20 protein-coding genes are annotated in these 18,826 nt (G+C 55.4%); 5 read left to right on the top strand and 15 right to left on the bottom strand.

Translation table 11 applies throughout. The features are described from left to right. Position 1 precedes the first annotated feature (1 nt). Both Q0O07_RS01445 and Q0O07_RS01440 read right to left on the bottom strand, forming a co-directional pair. Positions 2-1,774: an amidohydrolase gene (locus Q0O07_RS01445; RefSeq protein WP_295489460.1), complete on the bottom strand. Its 1,773-nt coding sequence runs from the start codon at positions 1,772-1,774 to the stop codon at positions 2-4. Beyond that, on the bottom strand, positions 1,771-2,640 hold the full coding sequence (locus tag Q0O07_RS01440) for an NAD(P)-dependent oxidoreductase (protein WP_295489457.1): 870 nt from the start codon (positions 2,638-2,640) through the stop codon (positions 1,771-1,773). The genes Q0O07_RS01445 and Q0O07_RS01440 overlap by 4 nt, the downstream gene beginning before the upstream one ends. 56 nt (positions 2,641-2,696) lie before the next feature. Between Q0O07_RS01440 and Q0O07_RS01435 the strand changes: the two genes are divergently transcribed. Next, the gene (locus Q0O07_RS01435; RefSeq protein WP_295489455.1) at positions 2,697-3,917 is read left to right on the top strand and encodes a threonine ammonia-lyase; all 1,221 of its coding nucleotides are present in this window, start codon (positions 2,697-2,699) and stop codon (positions 3,915-3,917) included. Between the two features lie 105 nt (positions 3,918-4,022). Further along, complete coding sequence (locus Q0O07_RS01430; RefSeq protein ID WP_295489452.1) at positions 4,023-4,772, top strand: arginyltransferase; 750 nt, start codon at positions 4,023-4,025, stop codon at positions 4,770-4,772. A gap of 27 nt (positions 4,773-4,799) precedes the next feature. On the opposite strand, the gene Q0O07_RS01425 is transcribed toward Q0O07_RS01430, so the two are convergent. The 12 genes from Q0O07_RS01425 to Q0O07_RS01370 all read right to left on the bottom strand — a co-directional run bounded on the left by Q0O07_RS01425 (position 4,800) and on the right by Q0O07_RS01370 (position 13,656). Continuing rightward, entirely contained in the window at positions 4,800-5,282 is a 483-nt protein-coding gene (locus Q0O07_RS01425) for a GAF domain-containing protein (protein WP_295489449.1), read from the bottom strand. Positions 5,283-5,294: 12 nt separating this feature from the next. After that, positions 5,295-5,741, bottom strand: a complete 447-nt coding sequence (gene arfB / locus Q0O07_RS01420; RefSeq protein WP_295489446.1) for an alternative ribosome rescue aminoacyl-tRNA hydrolase ArfB — start codon at positions 5,739-5,741, stop codon at positions 5,295-5,297. Between the two features lie 7 nt (positions 5,742-5,748). Then, positions 5,749-6,462 carry a pirin family protein gene (locus Q0O07_RS01415; RefSeq protein WP_295489443.1) on the bottom strand — a complete coding sequence of 238 codons (714 nt, stop codon included), beginning with the start codon at positions 6,460-6,462 and terminating at the stop codon, positions 5,749-5,751. Positions 6,463-6,681: 219 nt separating this feature from the next. Then, positions 6,682-8,007, bottom strand: coding sequence for a M20/M25/M40 family metallo-hydrolase (locus Q0O07_RS01410; RefSeq protein ID WP_295489440.1), 1,326 nt, complete (start codon positions 8,005-8,007; stop codon positions 6,682-6,684). A gap of 42 nt (positions 8,008-8,049) precedes the next feature. After that, the gene (locus Q0O07_RS01405) at positions 8,050-9,213 is read right to left on the bottom strand and encodes a trans-acting enoyl reductase family protein (protein WP_295489439.1); all 1,164 of its coding nucleotides are present in this window, start codon (positions 9,211-9,213) and stop codon (positions 8,050-8,052) included. Between the two features lie 75 nt (positions 9,214-9,288). Next, positions 9,289-9,702 (bottom strand): hypothetical protein, encoded by a 414-nt coding sequence (locus Q0O07_RS01400; RefSeq protein ID WP_295489437.1) that lies wholly within the window; start codon positions 9,700-9,702, stop codon positions 9,289-9,291. A gap of 156 nt (positions 9,703-9,858) precedes the next feature. Then, entirely contained in the window at positions 9,859-10,437 is a 579-nt protein-coding gene (locus Q0O07_RS01395) for a Swt1 family HEPN domain-containing protein (RefSeq protein WP_295489434.1), read from the bottom strand. A 9-nt stretch (positions 10,438-10,446) separates the two neighbouring features. Continuing rightward, complete coding sequence (locus Q0O07_RS01390) at positions 10,447-11,061, bottom strand: DUF5343 domain-containing protein (RefSeq protein ID WP_295489432.1); 615 nt, start codon at positions 11,059-11,061, stop codon at positions 10,447-10,449. 255 nt (positions 11,062-11,316) lie between these two features. After that, positions 11,317-11,871, bottom strand: a complete 555-nt coding sequence (gene dcd / locus Q0O07_RS01385) for a dCTP deaminase (protein WP_295489430.1) — start codon at positions 11,869-11,871, stop codon at positions 11,317-11,319. A gap of 101 nt (positions 11,872-11,972) precedes the next feature. After that, positions 11,973-12,404 carry a cytidine deaminase gene (locus tag Q0O07_RS01380; RefSeq protein ID WP_295489428.1) on the bottom strand — a complete coding sequence of 144 codons (432 nt, stop codon included), beginning with the start codon at positions 12,402-12,404 and terminating at the stop codon, positions 11,973-11,975. After that, positions 12,401-13,087: a GH25 family lysozyme gene (locus tag Q0O07_RS01375; RefSeq protein ID WP_295489425.1), complete on the bottom strand. Its 687-nt coding sequence runs from the start codon at positions 13,085-13,087 to the stop codon at positions 12,401-12,403. The genes Q0O07_RS01380 and Q0O07_RS01375 overlap by 4 nt, the downstream gene beginning before the upstream one ends. An 86-nt stretch (positions 13,088-13,173) precedes the next feature. Then, positions 13,174-13,656 carry a UPF0262 family protein gene (locus Q0O07_RS01370; protein WP_295489423.1) on the bottom strand — a complete coding sequence of 161 codons (483 nt, stop codon included), beginning with the start codon at positions 13,654-13,656 and terminating at the stop codon, positions 13,174-13,176. 147 nt (positions 13,657-13,803) lie between these two features. Between Q0O07_RS01370 and Q0O07_RS01365 the strand changes: the two genes are divergently transcribed. Continuing rightward, positions 13,804-15,288, top strand: a complete 1,485-nt coding sequence (locus Q0O07_RS01365) for a replicative DNA helicase (protein WP_295489422.1) — start codon at positions 13,804-13,806, stop codon at positions 15,286-15,288. Positions 15,289-15,495: 207 nt separating this feature from the next. On the opposite strand, the gene ubiG is transcribed toward Q0O07_RS01365, so the two are convergent. Then, a complete protein-coding gene (gene ubiG / locus Q0O07_RS01360; protein WP_295489420.1) occupies positions 15,496-16,236 on the bottom strand; it encodes a bifunctional 2-polyprenyl-6-hydroxyphenol methylase/3-demethylubiquinol 3-O-methyltransferase UbiG in 741 nt (246 codons plus the stop codon). Between the two features lie 54 nt (positions 16,237-16,290). On the opposite strand from ubiG, the gene Q0O07_RS01355 reads away from it, so the two are divergent. Beyond that, positions 16,291-17,547 carry an aspartate kinase gene (locus Q0O07_RS01355; RefSeq protein ID WP_295489418.1) on the top strand — a complete coding sequence of 419 codons (1,257 nt, stop codon included), beginning with the start codon at positions 16,291-16,293 and terminating at the stop codon, positions 17,545-17,547. A 123-nt stretch (positions 17,548-17,670) separates the two neighbouring features. Further along, positions 17,671-18,669, top strand: coding sequence for a nitronate monooxygenase (locus tag Q0O07_RS01350; protein WP_295489415.1), 999 nt, complete (start codon positions 17,671-17,673; stop codon positions 18,667-18,669). Positions 18,670-18,826 lie beyond the last annotated feature (157 nt).

Below are 18,826 nucleotides of genomic sequence, written 5' to 3'. Positions count from 1 at the left end.
ATTATCTCTCTCCATTTGTATTTTTACCTGCAGCATTTGCTGCAGCATTTTTATAAACAGGCCGTCCGCCGACCCATGTTTCTTGAACCACTGCATTACGCAATTCGCGAGGGCTTGCAAGCAAAGGGTCAACATCAATCAATATGAAGTCCGCATAATGTCCCGGGGTCAGTGAACCGAACTTGCCCTCTGCAAAGGCCGCATAGGCCGCGCCCGTGGTAAAGCCAGCAAGTGCCTGTTCGCGCGATACGCGATCTTCCGGTCGCCAGCCGCCAAAAGGTTGCCCCTGAGCATCTTCGCGCGTCATCGCGGTGGCAAGGCCAGCAAAGGGATCCGCCGATTCCACTGGGACGTCGGAACCAAAAGCGAGTTTGCCCCCGGCGCGTGCAATTGACTGCCACGCATAAGCACCGTTCAGACGCTCTGGACCAAGTCGTGCCTCAGCCATCAAGCGATCAGATGTCTGGTGTACAGGCTGCATCGACGAAATAATGCCGTGCTTGCCAAGCTTTTGCAGATCGACTGGGTCAACAATCTGGACATGCTCAATCCGCCAGCGTTGATCACCCTTATATGTTTCGGACAATTCTTCGATGGCGCTGATGACCTCTGCATTGGCGGCGTCACCAATGGCGTGAATGGCGGTTTGGAAGCCGTCCATGGACGCGCGGACCATGAGGTTGCGGATTTCCGCGCTCGCCAGAAATTGGAGACCCGTTTGCCCAGCGGCATCGGCATAAGGTTTTTTCAACCACGCGCCACGGCTGCCCAAGGCGCCATCGAGATACAGCTTTACCCCGCCAAGCCTGAGCTTGTCATTATACAGCCATGGGCTTGGCCGCGGACCAGCAATGGCGACCATATTATCAATGCCGCCTGCATACGCGAAAATCCTGACCGTCAGCCAGCCAGCATCACCCGCCCTACGATAGCTTTGCCAGTCGTCCATAGATGTGCCCATGTCGGCAATGGCGGTGATACCTAAGCTATGGAGTTTCTTCTGCGCCTCCCCCAAGGCAATGTCGCGCTCCAGTGGCTTGGGCGTGGGCACAAAATTGCCAACCAAATCCGCTGCGGCGTCAACAAATATGCCGCTTGGTTTTCCGCTGATAAGTTCAATACGCCCACCTGGTGGGGATTTTGACGCAGTATTTACGCCAGCAATGTCCATCGCGCGGCTGTTAACCCAGCCCGCATGGCCATCAACGCGCTCAAGCCAGACGGGCCGGTCGCTGACCGCAATATCAAGGTCTTGCGCTGTCGGAAAGCGGCCAAGGCCCCATTTTTCCTGGTTCCAACCGCGACCAATGATCCAGCGGCGCTCAGGATATTTTGCGGCATACGCCTTTATTGCGGCCTGTGCCTCGGACAGGCTGTTCGTATTGGACAGGTCAAGTGTCAGCAATTGGAAGCCAAGGCCCATGACATGGCCATGCGCATCAATCAGACCGGGCAATAATGTCGCGCCGCGTCCGTCCAAGCGGAAATCGAGTATCTTGGGAAGCGTATCCTTTTTGGTCAGCAGTTCCGTAACTTTACCGTCTCTGCCGACGAGCATGGCGTTAAAACGGATGACCTTGCCATTTTGGTCTAGCGTAATGCCGTTCACATTTTCAACAAGCCCGTCGGCGAAAGCTGGCGAAACGGCGGTGCTCGCGAACAAGGCGATCGCGCATAATTTCAACAATAGCCATTTCTTGTCGGACACGAACGGGGCTTGGACCGAGGACGGAGCTTGAAGACGGAGCGCCAGTGATAATGCGGTTTTCATCATCCTTTAGGCAATCTTTTCACAATCGCACTGGTATCTAGCCGGCCCCCGCCCATATGCTGTACATCCGCGTAAAACTGATCAATTATTGCAGTGATGGGCAAAGTCGCGCCGACCGCGCGGGCTTCTTCAAATGCTAATCCAAGGTCCTTGCGCATCCAATCAACCGCAAAGCCGAAATCAAACTTGTCCTCAGCCATCGTCGCCCAGCGATTATCCATTTGCCAGCTTTGCGCCGCGCCGCCGGAAATGGCCTCATATACTTTCTCAACGTCCAGTTCAGCAGACTGCGCAAACCGCATAGCTTCGGATAAAGACTGGATGATACCCGCAAAGGCGATTTGATTGCACATTTTCGTGATCTGCCCCGTACCGGGGCCGCCGACATGGACGATACGTTTGGAGTAAGCTTCGATAATTGGCGATGCTGCCGCAACAGAAGCTTCCGTCCCGCCACACATGATGGATAAGGTGCCGTTTTCTGCACCCGCCTGCCCGCCGGTCACGGGTGCGTCGACGATCAACAGCCCCCGCGATTTCGCCTCAACGCCGAGCTGCCGCGCAATCCGCGCGGAAACCGTTGTGTGGTCGATATACAGGCTGCCCTTGGTCATCGTCGAGAACGCCCCGTCGCGGCCAAGCGTCACGCCCGACAGGTCATCGTCCGTGCCGACACAGCTAATCACGACCTCGGCCTCTTTGGCCGCGTCTGCTGGAGACGTGGCAAGCGTGCCGCCATAAGCTTCGATCCATTTTTCGGCTTTGGCACGCGAACGGTTATACACCGTCAAATCATGCCCCGCCTGTTTGAGATGCCGTGCCATCGGGCCGCCCATGACGCCCAATCCGATAAAAGCTATTCTGGTCATCCTTTGGTCTTAATGTCTGTTTTCAGTTAACGCCAGATGCGTTAGAGCCATTTTATATGTCTGACCTATTGACCCTGGACCATGTCCGCGCCGCCCATGACCGTATTCGCGATTCCATCGTGGCAACGCCGACCCTGCACAGCCAGACTTTGTCGAAGCTGACGGGCGCAAATATTTACCTGAAGTTCGAAAATTTGCAGTTTACGGCAGCGTATAAAGAACGCGGCGCGCTAAATGCGATCCTTCTGCTTTCGGAAGAACAACGCAGCAAGGGCGTGATCGCCGCGTCGGCTGGCAACCATGCACAAGGCTTGAGTTATCATGGCACCCGCCTTGGTATTCCAGTGACCATCGTCATGCCCGTACCAACGCCGACGGTTAAGGTCATGCAGACAGAGAGCGTTGGCGGCAAGGTTGTCCTGTTTGGGGAGACTTTTGACGACGCCTATAAACATGCACGGCAGCTTGAGACCGAGCAGGGGCTGACCTTTGTGCATCCTTTTGACGACCCGAATGTTGCCGCAGGGCAGGGCACTGTTGCGCTTGAGATGCTTGAAAGCATTCCGTCCCTCGACATGCTTGTGGTGCCTATTGGCGGCGGCGGCTTGCTCTCTGGCATGGGGACGGCCGCGCGCGCGTTGAAGCCCGATATCGGCCTCATCGGTGTTCAAGCCGAACTTTACCCATCCATGTATGCTTTGCTGAACAATCTGCAGATGCCATGCGAAGGCGACACTTTGGCGGAGGGCATAGCCGTCAAAATACCCGGCGCATTTACCAGCGAAGTCATCCGCGAACTGGTCGACGACATAGTCCTCGTAAATGAAGCGCAACTGGAAACTGCGGTCAGCCTGCTGCTGCAGATTGAAAAGACCGTTGTCGAAGGCGCCGGTGCGGCGGGCCTTGCGGCGGTGATGGCCCATCCTGAGAAATTTGCCGGCAAGAATGTTGGCATCGTCTTGTGCGGCGGTAATATCGATACGCGGTTGCTAGCAAATGTCCTTTTGCGTGATCTTGCGCGGTCCGGTCGCTTGGCGCGTTTGCGTTTGACCCTTCAGGACCGCCCCGGCGCGCTGTTCAAGGTGATGCGTTTGTTCAACGAGCATAATGTCAACATCATCGAAATTTACCATCAGCGGATTTTTACGACTTTGCCGGCCAAGGGTTTGATTACCGATATTGAGTGCGAAGCGCGGGATGCCAATCAATTACAAGGACTAGTTGATGGTTTGAATGCGGCTGGCTACAAAGTCGAACGGGTCGAGCTGAATAAATGATAAGGCATTGCAAGAAAGATGGTAAATGCGCTTTCCAGCATTGGATGCGCGGTGCATAAAAGGTAAATAATGTATTAAAGGCCAACGCTGCCCAGCGGAGAGAATATGAGTGCACCAGTCCGTTTTCCGCGATTTTTTGTAACCAGCCCTGGCCCTTGTCCTTATCTTCCGGGCCGGACCGAGCGGAAAGTCTTTACCGAACTCAACGGCAACCACGCCGATGAACTGAACGAAGCGCTTGGCCGCATTGGTTTTCGCCGCAGCCAGAATGTCGCTTACCGGCCAAGCTGTCTGGACTGCAAGGCATGCGTGTCGGTGCGCGTGCGAACGAACGAATTCCAGCCCAATGCCACACAGCGCCGAATTTTGCGGCGCAACGCCGATCTGGTTGTGAGCGCCTGCCGCCCTTGGTCAACGACCGAGCAATATGATCTGCTCAGCCATTATCTTTCCTCTCGCCATCCCGACGGTGGCATGGCGCATATGGATGATATGGATTATGCGGACATGGTCGAACAATCGCCCGTGCGCAGCCAAGTGATTGAATACCGGGCTCCGCCGCGTTCCGGCCGGATTGGCGAATTGGTTGGTGCGTGCCTGACGGATCAGCAGAGCGACGGCATGTCGATGATCTACAGCTTTTACAATCCGGAGATTGAAGGTCGCTCTGGTCTCGGCAACTTCATCATCATGGACCATATCTTGCGCGCCAGGGCCGCCGGGTTGCCTTATGTCTATTTAGGCTATTGGGTGAATGGTGCGGCACGGATGCATTATAAGACCCGCTACAGGCCGTTGGAACGCCTTGGGCCTGATGGCTGGGAATGTTTCGATCCCGATGCGGAGACGGTCTAGGGTCAGGATAAAGGCGTTAAAAGGCCGTCAAATTCTGTCAGAAATCATCTGGGCAAGCAGCTCAACGCCCTTTGCGTCTTCGGCATCAAAGCGGTTCAAGGTTGGGCTATCAAGGTCAATGACCGCGACAACCGTGCCATTATGTTTCACAGGCACCACCAGTTCCGAAGCACTCTCGGCATCACAGGCAATATGGCCGGGGAAGGCGTGGACATCTGCCACCAACTGCGTCTCGCCCGATTGCGCCGCGGTCCCACATACGCCTTGGCCAAAGGGTATCCGAATGCAGGCTGCCTTGCCCTGAAAGGGCCCAAGGACAAGTTCGCCATCGACCACGCGGTAGAAACCCGTCCAGTTTACGTCCGGCAAAAACGCCCAAAGCAAGGCGGCGATATTCGCCATATTGGCAATGGCATCAGGCTCACCGCTGGTCATCGCGTCGGCAGAGCGGACCATTTCTGCGTAAACTTCGGATTTCGGCGCGCTGGTATCAATGTCAAATGTGTACATTCTCTGGCCTTATCAATCGAAACTGACCTTGCCACGGTTTTTCTTGATCGTGGATCGGCCCTTTTTGGTATCAACCCGCCGTGCCTTGGCGGCTTTGCTTGGTTTGGTGGCGACGCGGCGGGCTTGGCGGATATGTGCGCGGTCGATCAGATCGATGACCCGGGCGCGTGCGTCCTGCCGATTGGCTTCCCGCGTGCGGTGACTGCGGGCGGTAACAATCAGTTCCCCCGACAACGTCATCTTGCTGCCCGCTAGAATCTTCAACTGGCGAAAGGCATAAGGTTGCAGACCCAGCGCGTAGACATCGACACGCAATTGGCAGGCGGTCGCGACCTTATTGACATTCTGCCCCCCCGGTCCGGTGGAGGCCAAGAAGGTTTCTTCAAGATATTCTTCGGGAAGGTCAAAAGCCATGGTGATGGCAATAGCAGTCAACGCCAGATTTTGCCAATGTCCCACGCATGGATTACCGCGAGTCCACCAGAATGATTTCGGCGTCCTCGACTGCGCATATGGTGATAATGCCTTCGCCGATGGCCACACCATCGCGGGCATGCGCACGCTGCCCGTCAATCTCAATCGCGCCGGTCGCCGGCACCATATAGGCATGACGATTGGCGCCGATAGCATATTCCAGGCTGTTACCCGCCTTGATAGTCGCGCCAAGCACGCGGGCGTCGGTGCGGATAGGCAGGGCGTCACTATCTTCGTCAAAGCCGCTGGCAAGGATTTGCCATACGCCCGAACGGTCATTCTTGGGGAATGGCTTTGCGCCCCAACTTGGCTCACCGCCGGTCCGATTTGGCAGGATCCAGATTTGGAACAAGGTCGTTGGCGTATTTTCTAGATTATACTCCGCATGGCGGATGCCGCTACCTGCGCTCATGACTTGAACATCGCCGGCCGCCGTGCGGCCTTCATTGCCAAGACTGTCCTTGTGCGTGATCGCGCCAGTGCGGACATAAGTGATGATTTCCATATCCGCATGGGGATGGGGTGGAAAGCCGGACTGCGGCGCAATCAAATCGTCATTCCAGACGCGGATTGCACCCCAGCTCATCCGTGCAGCGTCGTGATAGCTGCCGAATGAAAAATGGTGATGTGCATCAAGCCAGCCATGGTTCGCCGCACCAAGCGTTTCAAAAGGCCGAATTTCAAACTTAGTCTTTGTATCGGTCATATCATGTACGCCTTTAGCAGGATGTTTTCGATGTGCCTAAGATAGATCACAGCCTCGCGATGCCAAAGTGGATTTGATCGGAGAAGGTTTTGCCATTGGTTTGCCTATTGCTGCGTCGCTCGATAGCAGTTTGCGGGCGCATAAGCAGCGCGATGTGATGCTGCACAGCTTGCGATCACCTTCGCTGGCCTGCCGCCACGGACGATTGCTATATGTGGCTTAACGACGGGGCGGCAGGCCTGCAAAAGTGATCGTGCTTTCCGCGCCTGTCGCACTTAATGCACTGACCCCAACAAAATGATCATCCACGATCACGCCCTCCAGCAATGTTTCGGTCCCTTGCAGTTCACGGACAAAGACCCAATCCTGTGCATCGGCGCGGCGTTGATACACGCGATAGCGTTGCGCGCCGGGGCTAGCGTCCCAACTGACATTGGTGTTGGAGGTAACCGCGCCGCCCAATGTTGCAGAGGCTGGCGCTGGCGGGGCATCGGCCAAGGCCGTTGCGGTCAGAATGTTTAACATGGTCACCTTTGCCAAATAGGCAAAGTCCATCTTGTCGACGGTGTCGCCATATTCAATGCCGTTTTCGGTGCGCAGATCTTGATGCTGGTGATGATAATTTTCAACGCCGACGGTGTAACGGATGGCCGGAAAGCCAAGCTCGAGCGCGGGCAAATGGTCCCCGCCGCGTGCAAAACGGTCAGGTCGGCGGACGCCAAAGACGTCAAGCTTCACGTCCGGATAGGCCTGCGCCGCAACCTTGTCCGCATAACGCATTAGCGAACGGCTTGGGCCGTCATCTTCACCGCCGCTATTCCGCCGCGCCATTTGCCCAGCCAGATCTTCGGATGCCCGAATGCCTTCGCTAAACACCCGCACGACATTATCAACCTTGCGCCCGTCAGTGCCCAGCGTGCCGCCGACAATATCATTGTTCAACATCGCGCTGACTTTCCAGCCACGTTCCTTGGCAGTTTCAGCGAGCAGCCGCCCACCCATCAGGCCCTGTTCTTCGCCCGACAGCAAGGCAAAGACAATGGTCGCTTCATATTGCGGCTGTTGCGACAATATACGCGCCGCCTCAATCACCAAGGCGCTGCCCGAACCATCGTCATTGGCGCCCGGCGCATCCTTGGTAAAATCCATCACATCGGACACGCGGCTGTCGATATGTCCGGCGATTATGATGACATGGCCCCAGCCCATTTTGCCGGGCTTGATCGCGAGCACGTCGACAATGTTAACGCCATTGGGAATGCGCGGGCCGGACATGTTGCGTTCGAGCAATTCGGTCTGCAAGCAGCCATTGCACGCCTTGGCGATTTTCTCGAACTCGGTATGCGCCCATTTACGGGCCGCGCCGATACCGCGTTTCGGGTCCGTGGCCGATGACAATGTATGGCGCGTGCCAAAGCTGACGAGTTTTTCAACATCCGCCTTCAGGCGTTGTGGATTGGGATTGCTGGGGGGGCTGGCCATTGCGCTTATAGGGGATGCCAAACTAATGGCGATGATGCCTGCATATGCGCATAATTTTTGCATTATCGTTCCTGTCCTATTCCGTCCGGCGCTTTAGGAAAGCGGTCAGCCTTCAACCGCGAAAATCAATCCGGCATTTTTCTGCAATCGGTCCACAAGATGCTCGCTTAAGGCCGCGCCCGGCGTGGTGACGCCGCCAGCGCCGTCAACTTCGCACAACGCAATGGCGGTTTCGCTAATCATCTTGCTGGTCGAACCATAGCCGGGGTCACGGTCGCCCTTGACGCTGAATCGCGCCGTGCGGCCATCGGGATATTCAGCAACGAACAAAACGTCATAAAAGCCGGTTTCGCGTTCTTCCTTGGTCGGGCCTTCGCCGGGTTTGGGGTCATCCGCGCCGCCCATCATGGGGGTGGAGGCGACATGCTTGGCAATGGCCTCACCCTGTTCGCCCGGGCCCGTCAGCATCATTTCATCATAGATAAAATCAGCGCCATATGCATGGCCGAGCAAATGGTTGGTGCGGTGGACATTTTTGGTGTTGATCGGGGCCATGACGAAATTGGTCGCCCAGCTGCCCAAGCTTTCGTCATATTCGGGCTTATTACCCGCAGGTTGCGGCGGGCCCGCAAAATCGGCGGATAGGCTGAATGGATTGGTCAGATAGCCGATGACCGCAGGGTCTTTACTTGCGGCGGCCATCGTCGCTTTCAGGCTGGCTGCGGTGCCGCCCGAAAACGTACCCTTCATGGCGCGAACACGGCCCTTTACCCGAGGCGCAGGCGCGCCGAATGTCGCCACGCAATGTTTTTGCAGCATCATCACGCCCAAGTCGAAGGGGATGGAATCAAAGCCAGCGGAAAACACGATCCGCGCGCCTGATGCCTTGGCAGCGGCATCATGCTGGTCGATTTTCTGGCGCATCCAAGCAGGCTCGCCGCATAAATCGGTATAATCGGTTCCATTGGCAACGCAGGCGGCGACAAGTTCATTGCCATAAAGCTGATAGGGACCAACGGTTGTCAAAACGACCTTCGTCCGCTTAACCATCGCATCGAGCGTAGCGGGGTCAGACGCATCGGCGACAATCAAATCTGTGTCTGCGGCGGCACCAATCAGGTCGCGGACTTCCTCCAGCTTGGAAAGGCTGCGCCCCGCCATCGCCCATTTCAGGCCGCTCTTGTCCTTGAGATATTGGGCCACCAAACGCCCTGTATAGCCCGTCGCGCCATAAACAATGATATCGAATTCGCGTGGGGTATTTGGCATGGATAATCCTCTCTTTGGGCGTGACGGCGTGATAAGTTTACAAACATATATGCATAAGCAGCCTTTTTTGTAAACTTAGGCAGCGCGCGGTTTCACCTTGGCATTGCGGCGCGGCGGGGGCAAGCGCAACACTTTCATGATATGCTTTGTATCAGGGCCAGTTTGGACTTCAAACACGCCGCCCAACCGCATTTTAATCGAGGTGACGCCGTAAATGGCGCGTTCCATGGCATAATCAAACATCATGCCCCGCCCGAACCCCAATGCCCGGTCCCATTCCTCCGCAAAGCTGCCCGCGTCGGCACGTTTTTTGAGGTTATAGGCCGAAATCCGCGACATCCCCACCGCCCGCGCCGCAGCATCAACCGTGCCCAGCGCCGCCAGCGCAACCAAAAACAACCGCTGCCGCTCCGGCGTCCAACCATCATGCCGCACACGGTCAAGCGCGACGGGGGTGAATTCGGGTTCATAGTCTGATATGGTTTGCATGGATTGGCTGTATTAACCTATATGGATAATATAGTCAAGCTGTTGGTTTTCCGGATATGTTTGTTTGTGATAAGTTTTGGACGTTTCATCACTCAAGCAGCTAGCTTGTAGGCGGAAGCATCAATAGCATTGGGTTCTCGACGTTATACATGGAATTTAGCCAACTTGCCTTACCCAGTCTCTACAAATACTCTCGATCCGCTCGATCTCGCTATCCGGTAGAACGCCGGTGTGCATTATTATGTTTCGAGACATCTCAAGATCGGTAAACCGTGAGTTCACCCAAGCCTGAGTGGGAAACAAGTCTGAAAAGTCATCCCACCGGTGAACTATAATTTGGGCCAGATTACCAAACATCGTGTAGCCGATCGAGGCTACTGATCTTTGACTATGGTACCGATTCTTTTCCTCAGTATCTTTGAGCTTTGCAACCGAATCTCTTATTTTGTTTGGAACACAAATTTCCCACCAGTCAATCCCATGACGCTCTGCTAGCCTGTCTGTAATTAGTTCCCGCACGGAGTTTTCCAGACAAAAGAAAACGACATAGATGGATGACATTTTGTTCGCCTGGTGAATAATACGTGGACTAAAATCAAAATTGATTAAGCGTTCGACAGGCATCTCGCTCAGACCATTCCTAACGGTTATCCCATCGGCTTCTAAGCGCTCGAAGGTGTCTCCAAGCAAGATCCCATCGAAAACAAACTTTTTTAAAGTGTCAATATTATTCATATATTTCAATCAAATGATTAGATTATCTCTAAGGCTTTTGAAAATAGCGTTATATACTGATATGTCGGTCGTTGGCGGTAGGTGTATCTGAATATTATAGTGGAAACTGCTCAACCGTTTCCCATCGTCATCCTTTACAGGATCATCAATTTTGGGTTTTTTTTGCTTCTCTTCCTTCTCATTCTCATCTGTCGAGGCTAGAATATTATTGAAATTCGCTAAAGCTATGAGCGTTTTAAACGTGTTATAATATCGCACAACTGTAACTGCATCTTTCCCAGTTACACGCGAGATCGCACCTTTAATCTCGTCTTCCGAACTCTTGTGAATGTCGGTATTGATTGCGTAGATATCAGCGTATAATTCTCGAATTCTCTGGGCGAGCGCTTTGTCTCGTTTTGTTTTGTCCTTCAAGTCGTCATAGTGCTGAGTGGGCACACCGCTCTCGGTCAAAAACCCTAGCCTCTTAAAAAGCGGAATTACGGCGCGGTCGTTTGAACTGTTGAAGCCCAACTTTTTTAGAAATTCGTTTGAAAACGTGGAAGGCTTTGCCGCGCTGTGAATAGCCTCGATGATTGGACTGATTTTGTTGTTTGATACCATGTACGGATAATCATCTGCCATGCTGCCCTCCATTGACCCATGCTAAACAATTACACAAGTTTCTTGGAAACTCAACAACGTAAGATAGGTAAGCAGCGGACCCCCGCAGTTTTGGTTGCCACCGTTTCCCTTAAACAAATGCCTAGCATGTGCAGCTGGACCGCCGATCAAATGCGAAACGCGCGAAATGCGGGATTCGCATCTTTCCTCTTCAAAACCGGACAGTCCGCTCCCACCCATTTCCAACCATCCAACCATCCAAGTCTGTAAACCCCTTCACAGCTTCGGCAATGTCACCCCGCGCTGGCCCATATATTTGCCTGCGCGGTCGGCGTAGCTGGTTTCGCAGGGCTGCTCGCCTTTTAGGAACAGGAACTGGCACGCGCCTTCATTGGCGTAGATTTTGGCGGGCAGGGGCGTGGTGTTGCTGAACTCCAGCGTTACATGGCCTTCCCAGCCGGGTTCCAATGGCGTGACGTTGACGATGATGCCGCAGCGGGCATAAGTGCTTTTGCCAAGGCAGATGACCAGCACATCGCGCGGCACGCGGAAATATTCGACGGTGCGGGCCAAGGCAAAGCTGTTGGGCGGAATGATGCAGACATCGGTCTTGCGGTCCACAAAGCTTCGCGGGTCAAAATCCTTGGGGTCGACGACGGAGCTGTCGACATTGGTGAAAATCTTGAATTCATCGGCCACGCGGGCGTCATAACCATAAGAGGACAGGCCATAGCTGATGCAGCCATCCCGGCGCTGCGCCTCGACAAAGGGTTCAATCATGCCCGTTGCTTGCGCTTGTTCGCGGATCCAGATGTCGGACAATATGGACATAATCACTCCCTGTTAACCGAACCGCTTTTGCCAATTTGCGATGTGCGTGCAAGAGGTGGTCACGAAAAAATTGTGCGTATCTTGCGCACCCCAAAAGCGGATTACTTCAAGCTGGCCGGACCAAAGCCGTGCGGCAGCAATTCCGACAAACGATATGTCGCATAGCCCGTTGCATAAGCGCAATGCACCGGAATGTCGCTTTGGGTGAGGTCGGCCACTTCCTTGATAATCTGACGGCAACGCCCGCACGGCGTGATGGGGTCTGCGCCCGTGCCAACATGTCCGGCCAAGCCGCCCGCGACAGCGATTTCGCGGATCGCGCGCAATTGGCCGTCACTATTGGCTTTAGCGATGGCGACGGTTTCGGCGCATAATGTCATGCCATAGCTGGCATTTTCAAAGTTGCTGCCGGTCACAATCTCTCCATTGTCGAGCAACAAGGCCGCGCCGACATGAAAGTTGGAATAAGGCGCATAAGCGGTCTTGGCCGCGTCGATGGCGGCTTGCACCAAGCGTGCTGTCATCGCGCTCATTTGCGCACCACGACCCAGCGCACTGCACCGTCAATGCCGCTGACGCGGCGCTGCGTGTTGGCGGTCCACATGACCCAAGGCCTTGCGGAATAATCGGGGGAGATGCCGTTCCCCTCAAGCCAGATGTTGCGATCAATCGACTTACCCACTTGATACTCCCGCTCGAATGCGGGCGTGAGTAACAGGATTGCGGGGGTGCCGCTATGCGCCTCAATCTGGTTTAAGAAAGTTGCCAATTCCGCCAAAATCAGCGCACGGTTCGGGCGGCTGTTGCAGCCTTCGGCAAAATCCATTTGTACCGCAGGGGGCAGCGCCCGGTCGTTGCGGGGCACGCTGGTGATAAACATCGTCGCCTGTTCGGACGCCGAACGGCACAGGTCATAATGATGCAGCGCGCCAAAGCGAATACCCGCCTCTTGCACCGCCGCCAGATTGGCCTGAAACTGCGGATCGCGGCCACGCGCGCCTTCGACGGCGGTAATATAAGCGAAATCGACGCCCGTTGCGGCCAATTCCGACCATCTGGGTTGGCCGTTGCTTGCGTTCGCGATGATGCCCTGCACGGGATAGCTGTTGCGCGATGGGGTCCAGCCGGTGACAAAATTCCACAGCCCATAGCCGAGAAAGGCTATAGCCAGCAGCACCACGCCCCAGCGGATCAATTTGCGATTTCGCTTTAGCATGCAACCCCGATTACGTCTTTTGATTCGACTGTATTACTAGGCGCTCCCGCCTTGCGAAGTCGAGGGGTGTTATGGCATGCTGGACGCTACGCTTTAATATGTAGCACGCAGATCAGCGTAAACAGGCGGCGGGCGGTGGCAAAATCCACTTCTACTTTGCCGTCCAGCCGCTCCATCAACAGTTCCGCCGCTTCATTATGTACCCCGCGTCGTGCCATATCGATGGTCTCAATTTCCGCCGCGCTGGCCTTGCGAATGGCTTGGTAATAGCTGTCGCAAATGGCGAAATAATCCTTCAATGGACGCCGAAACCGGCCAAGGCCAAGCACCAAGGTTTCGTGCGGCGTCCCATCTTCCCGGCGGATATCGAGGATGAGGCGGCCTTCGGCCACGCTGATGCTTAAATGATATGGTCCTGCATAGCCGTCGCCCATATCGCGCAGCGGCTTGAAGAAATTATCTTCAATCAGGTCGAAAATGGCGACGCGGCGTTCCTGTTCAATATCGGCATTACGCCGCAGGATCGTCGCTTCGTCCAGTTCCACTTTGATGATGCGCGGGTCCGCCATAGGTCTGTGTTAGCTTCAGATATTTTTGGGGCAAGGGGTTAAGGCGATACAAGCAAATGCGTTGTGCAAAACATTGTCCACAGCCATATCCCCGCACTTCTTTTTTGCCCCCCTTGCGCAGGGGGATATGGTAAAGGATAGGGAGCCATGGCCGAACTCATCAGACTTGCCGCAGCAAATGAAGCTGAACCCCAACGCTTACCGCGCAATATTGAGGCGGAGGCCGCTTTTTTGGGCGCTATCCTCATTGATAACCGCGTGATTGAGGATGTCTCGATCAAGCTGCAACCGGATCATTTTTTTGAACCCCTGCACGGCCGGATTTATGAACATATCTTGCGCCTGATTGACCGCAACATGCTGGTCACGCCGGTTACGTTGAAGCCGTTTTTTGAAGCGGACGAATCGATGCGGGAACTGGGTGGGCCAAGTTATCTTATCAAACTCACCGCCGATGGCGCAGGCTTGATTGGCGCGCGCGACTTTGCGCAGCAGATTTACGATCTGGCCTTGCTGCGGGAACTGGTGACGGTGGGCCGGACTCTGGTCGACAATGCGCTCGACACCAGTGAAAGCGTCGATCCAAAGGGACAGATTGAAGCTGCGGAAAGCGCGCTGTATAAAGTCGCCGAGGGTGAAGGCGAAACCGGCTCCATGAAGAGCTTCCTCACCGCATCGACTGAGGCCATTCGCAATGTCGAGAAGGCGCTTAATTCAGGTGGCAGCCTTTCGGGTATCACCACTGGCCTTAACAGCATCAACACCAAATGCGGCGGCTTACACAATTCCGACCTTGTGATTTTGGCCGGACGTCCCGGCATGGGTAAGACATCATTGGCCACCAATATCGCGTTTAATGCCGCACGGCGCTGGATACGCGAGCGTGAAGACGGCATCGAAGAGTCCAAGGGGTCTGGTGCAAAAGTCGCCTTTTTCAGCCTTGAAATGTCCGCCGACCAGTTGGCGACACGTATCCTCGCGGAGCAATCGGGGATTAGTTCTGAATTGCTGCGCATGGGTAAAATTTCCCGTGACGACTTCCGTGAGTTGTCGCGCGCGTCGCGCGAGTTGCAGGAATTGCCGCTCTACATTGACGATACGCCGGCGCTCACCATTGCGGCATTGCGCACCCGGGCGCGGCGGTTGCAGCGGCGGCACGGAATTGGCCTGATCGTTGTTGACTATTTGCAGCTCCTTCAAGGCTCAAGCCGCGCGAACGACAACCGCGTCAATGAAATTTCGGAAATCAGCCGGGGGCTGAAGACCTTGGCGAAAGAATTGAGCATCCCTGTTATTGCGCTGTCGCAGCTTAGTCGTGCGGTCGAACAGCGCGAAGACAAGACGCCAATGCTGTCCGATCTGCGCGAGTCCGGCTCTATTGAGCAGGATGCCGATATGGTATGGTTCGTCTACCGCGAAGATTATTATGAACTGATGAAAAAGCCCGATGAGGGCACGCCGGCATTTGAGGCTTGGAACGAAAAAATGGAGCGGATTCACGGCATTGCGGAATTGATTATCTCCAAGCAACGCCATGGTTCGACCGGACGCGTGCGGATGAAATTCGAAGCGAAGATCACGCGCTTTAGCGACCTTGCCGATGACCAATATGCCGATGCGGGATATGATTGAGGCGCGTTAGGAACGAAGGTTCATTTAAAGCCTCGTCACCCTGAACTTGTTTCAGGGTCCATCGTGCTAAATGACCGGCGGTTGCAGCTGATGAATAGACCCTGAAACAAGTTCAGGGTGACGAAGTAGGGAGTTCAGGGTGACCAAGTAGGGAGTTCAGGGTGACGGCGGAGTGAGACGGAAAAGGGCGTTCTGAGGAGAAGCCCGTTATCCCCCCCGCAACCGCGCCCGCAGTATATAATTCAACGCCATGTTATCACTCAAATGCAACCCGGACATTGGCGAAAAGGCGATGCCCTGCATGTCCACGACCTCCAGCCCTGCATCTGCAAGCAAAGCGGTCAATTCTTCGGGTGTCAGGAACTTGTCCCAATCATGCGTGCCGCGGGGGACCTGGCCAAGCCGTTCTGCGGCCTCCACCAGAAATACGCGCGACGCTGCTGTCCGGTTGGGCGTCGAGAGCAGCAATAGCCCATCGGGCCTGAGGTGGCGGACCAATTCGTGGATGAATGCCGCTGGGTCCATAACATGTTCAATGACCTCCATGCAGGTCACCACGTCAAACTGCCCAAGGCCCTGCGCAGCGATTTCGCCAGCGCGGTAGTTTATGGCAAGGCCGGACAAATCGGCATGCGCCTGTGCCGCCGCGATATTCTCCGGCGCGGCATCAACGCCCGTAACATTCCCGCCAAGCCGCGCCAGCGGTTCGCACAAAAGGCCGGCGCCGCACCCAACATCCAACACCATTTTGCCTGCCAAGGGGTGTCGCGACTTCGCATCACTGCCCAAATGCGCGTCGATGGCAGACCGGATAAAGCGCAACCGAACGGGGTTTAGCTTATGCAGCATCGCAGAGCTGCCCTTTGGGTCCCACCATTCAGCGGCGAGAGCACCAAAATGCGCCGCTTCCGCAGCGTTAATTGTCTTGGGTAAGCTTGCGTTTGTCATATCCTGTCCCTATCAGGGCACGCGATTGTAATATAGCAATTATTGAAGGTTTTCATGGCGCGCATAGTAATGAAATTTGGCGGCACGTCTATGGCCGGCACCGAACGCATCCGCCGCGTGGCCCAATTGGTGAAGCGTCAGGCCGAACGCGGCGACGAAGTGGCTGTCGTCGTGTCCGCCATGGCGGGTGACACGGATCGGTTGGTCAATTTCTGTCGGGAGGCCAATGCGCTCTACGATCCGGCCGAATATGACGTGGTTGTGGCTGCGGGTGAACAGATTACCGCTGGTTTGCTGGCTATCACCTTGCAAGCGCTTGGCTGCGAAGCGCGCAGTTGGTTGGGATGGCAAATGCCAATCCATACCGACAATGCCCATGCCAAGGCGCGTATTGGGGGCATTGATACCGACGATTTATTGGCGTCGATGCAGGCAGGGGTTATCGCCGTCATTCCGGGGTTTCAGGGGCTGACCGATGATAATCGTATCACCACTTTGGGCCGTGGCGGGTCGGATACATCGGCCGTCGCTATTGCCGCCGCGGTAAAGGCTGACCGCTGCGATATTTATACTGATGTGGACGGCGTCTACACCACTGACCCGCGCATTGTTGCGCGCGCGCGCAAGTTGAAAGCGGTCACCTACGAAGAAATGCTTGAGCTGGCCTCGGTTGGTTCAAAAGTGTTGCAAACCCGCTCGGTCGGCCTTGCGATGAAGGAAGGCGTGCGGGTTCAAGTGCTGTCCTCCTTCCTTGACGACAGTGCACCCGACGCCGACAGCATCCCCGGCACGATGATACTGACCGACGCAGAATTGGAGAATAGCCAAGTGGAACGCCAACTGATTACCGGCATCGCGCATGACAAAAATGAAGCGAAAATAACGCTCACCCGCGTCCCCGACCGTCCGGGCGCAGTGGCCAATATCTTCACGCCCTTGGCAGATGCCAACATTAACGTTGATATGATCATTCAAAATATTGGCCGTGATAAGGGGGAAACCGACGTGACCTTCACCTGCCCGCAAACCGACCTTGCGCGCTGTACCGACATTTTGGAAAACCGCCGCGATGCCATTGGCTATAACCGGCTTATTCCGGACACTAAGGTCGCGAAAATCTCGGTGGTGGGCGTGGGTATGAAAAGCCATGCCGGCGTTGCCGCAACGATGTTTAGCAGCCTTGCCGACCGCAAAATCAACATTCAGGCGATTTCAACGTCCGAAATCAAAGTCTCGGTGCTGATTGATGAGGATGAAACTGAGCTTGCCGTCCGCGTGCTGCATACCGCTTATGGCTTGGACGCGGAGTGAGCCTCAACACGTCGTCGTCACCCCCGCGCAGGCGGGGGCCCAACCCCGACGCTTCCATAATATAGGACAGGAGTTGGATTGCCGCCTTCGCGGCAATGACGATCTATGTATAAAAGGCTCGATATGACTAAACTCCAACATCTCATGCAACGCGGCACCGACTTTCTGGGCTGCGACGTCGCGATTATGTGCGGGGCGATGTCTTGGGTGTCGGAGCGCAATCTTGTGTCGGCCATCTCCAATGCGGGTGGCTTTGGCGTGATTGCCTGTGGCGCGATGACGCCGGAATTGTTGGATACCGAAATTGCCGCGACAAAGGCGCTTACATCCAAGCCGTTCGGCGTAAACCTGATCACTATGCATCCCCAGATTATGGACTTGATTGCGATATGCGCGCGCCATCAGGTGAGCCATGTCGTGCTCGCGGGGGGGCTGCCGCCCAAGGGCAGTATTGAGGCGATTAAGGATTTTGGCGCGAAGGTTATTTGCTTTGCGCCCGCGCTCACGCTGGCGAAGAAATTCGCGCGCTCCGGCGTCGATGCGCTGGTGATTGAAGGCAGTGAGGCGGGTGGGCATATTGGGCCCGTGTCAACATCCGTATTGGCGCAGGAAATCTTGCCCGAGCTTGGCGAACAATTGCCGATTTTCGTCGCGGGCGGTATTGCCCGTGGCGGCGCGATTGCAAGCTATCTGGAAATGGGCGCAGCGGGTGTTCAATTGGGCACGCGCTTTGTGTGCGCGCATGAAAGCATCGCGCACCCCAATTTTAAGGCCGCGTTCCTGCGCGCCAATGCCCGCGATGCGATCGCCAGCGTACAAATTGACCCGCGCTTGCCCGTCATTCCCGTACGGGCGTTGAAGAACAAAGGCACCGAAGAGTTTACCAAGAAACAGGTCGAAGTCGCGGCCATGCTTGATCGCGGCGAAATTGATATGGAAACGGCGCAGCTTGAGATCGAAAAATATTGGGCAGGGGCACTGCGCCGCGCGGTGATTGACGGCGATGTCGAATATGGCTCGGTCATGGCTGGACAGTCGGTGGGCATGGTCCATGTGGAGCGGCCTGTCGTCGATATCATCGCGAAGCTGGTGGATGAGGCCAACGCCGCACTGGCGCGGTAACGAAAATATCCTCCCCATCGACGAGCGATGGGGAGGATTTATAGTGTTGTCTCGAAAAATTGGTCGTGAAGTTCCCCTCCCGCCTGCGGGAGGGGCTAGCGGAGGGGCGAGCGCAGCGAGCTTCGTCCTTTACCCTCCCCCGACCCCTCCCGCAGGC

The organism is Sphingorhabdus sp. EL138 (assembly GCF_945890115.1).
Classification (GTDB): domain Bacteria; phylum Pseudomonadota; class Alphaproteobacteria; order Sphingomonadales; family Sphingomonadaceae; genus Sphingorhabdus_B.
The sequence above is the reverse complement of the archived record's forward strand: the minus strand, read 5'-3'. Positions and strand labels throughout refer to the sequence as shown.

Bases quoted from the DNA above. Each gene is read 5' to 3' on its own strand.
- Q0O07_RS01425 (WP_295489449.1), bottom strand. From the start codon at position 5,282: ATGTACACATTTGACATTGATACCAGCGCGCCGAAATCCGAAGTTTAC.
- Q0O07_RS01350 (WP_295489415.1), top strand. From the start codon at position 17,671: ATGACTAAACTCCAACATCTCATGCAACGCGGCACCGACTTTCTGGGC.
- Q0O07_RS01370 (WP_295489423.1), bottom strand. From the start codon at position 13,656: ATGGCGGACCCGCGCATCATCAAAGTGGAACTGGACGAAGCGACGATC.
- Q0O07_RS01375 (WP_295489425.1), bottom strand. From the start codon at position 13,087: ATGCTAAAGCGAAATCGCAAATTGATCCGCTGGGGCGTGGTGCTGCTG.
- Q0O07_RS01380 (WP_295489428.1), bottom strand. From the start codon at position 12,404: ATGAGCGCGATGACAGCACGCTTGGTGCAAGCCGCCATCGACGCGGCC.
- Q0O07_RS01415 (WP_295489443.1), bottom strand. From the start codon at position 6,462: ATGACCGATACAAAGACTAAGTTTGAAATTCGGCCTTTTGAAACGCTT.
- Q0O07_RS01355 (WP_295489418.1), top strand. From the start codon at position 16,291: ATGGCGCGCATAGTAATGAAATTTGGCGGCACGTCTATGGCCGGCACC.
- Q0O07_RS01435 (WP_295489455.1), top strand. From the start codon at position 2,697: ATGTCTGACCTATTGACCCTGGACCATGTCCGCGCCGCCCATGACCGT.
- Q0O07_RS01405 (WP_295489439.1), bottom strand. From the start codon at position 9,213: ATGCCAAATACCCCACGCGAATTCGATATCATTGTTTATGGCGCGACG.
- Q0O07_RS01430 (WP_295489452.1), top strand. From the start codon at position 4,023: ATGAGTGCACCAGTCCGTTTTCCGCGATTTTTTGTAACCAGCCCTGGC.
- Q0O07_RS01445 (WP_295489460.1), bottom strand. From the start codon at position 1,774: ATGATGAAAACCGCATTATCACTGGCGCTCCGTCTTCAAGCTCCGTCC.
- Q0O07_RS01440 (WP_295489457.1), bottom strand. From the start codon at position 2,640: ATGACCAGAATAGCTTTTATCGGATTGGGCGTCATGGGCGGCCCGATG.
- ubiG (WP_295489420.1), bottom strand. From the start codon at position 16,236: ATGACAAACGCAAGCTTACCCAAGACAATTAACGCTGCGGAAGCGGCG.
- Q0O07_RS01390 (WP_295489432.1), bottom strand. From the start codon at position 11,061: ATGGCAGATGATTATCCGTACATGGTATCAAACAACAAAATCAGTCCA.
- Q0O07_RS01365 (WP_295489422.1), top strand. From the start codon at position 13,804: ATGGCCGAACTCATCAGACTTGCCGCAGCAAATGAAGCTGAACCCCAA.
- dcd (WP_295489430.1), bottom strand. From the start codon at position 11,871: ATGTCCATATTGTCCGACATCTGGATCCGCGAACAAGCGCAAGCAACG.
- Q0O07_RS01400 (WP_295489437.1), bottom strand. From the start codon at position 9,702: ATGCAAACCATATCAGACTATGAACCCGAATTCACCCCCGTCGCGCTT.
- Q0O07_RS01395 (WP_295489434.1), bottom strand. From the start codon at position 10,437: ATGAATAATATTGACACTTTAAAAAAGTTTGTTTTCGATGGGATCTTG.
- Q0O07_RS01410 (WP_295489440.1), bottom strand. From the start codon at position 8,007: ATGCAAAAATTATGCGCATATGCAGGCATCATCGCCATTAGTTTGGCA.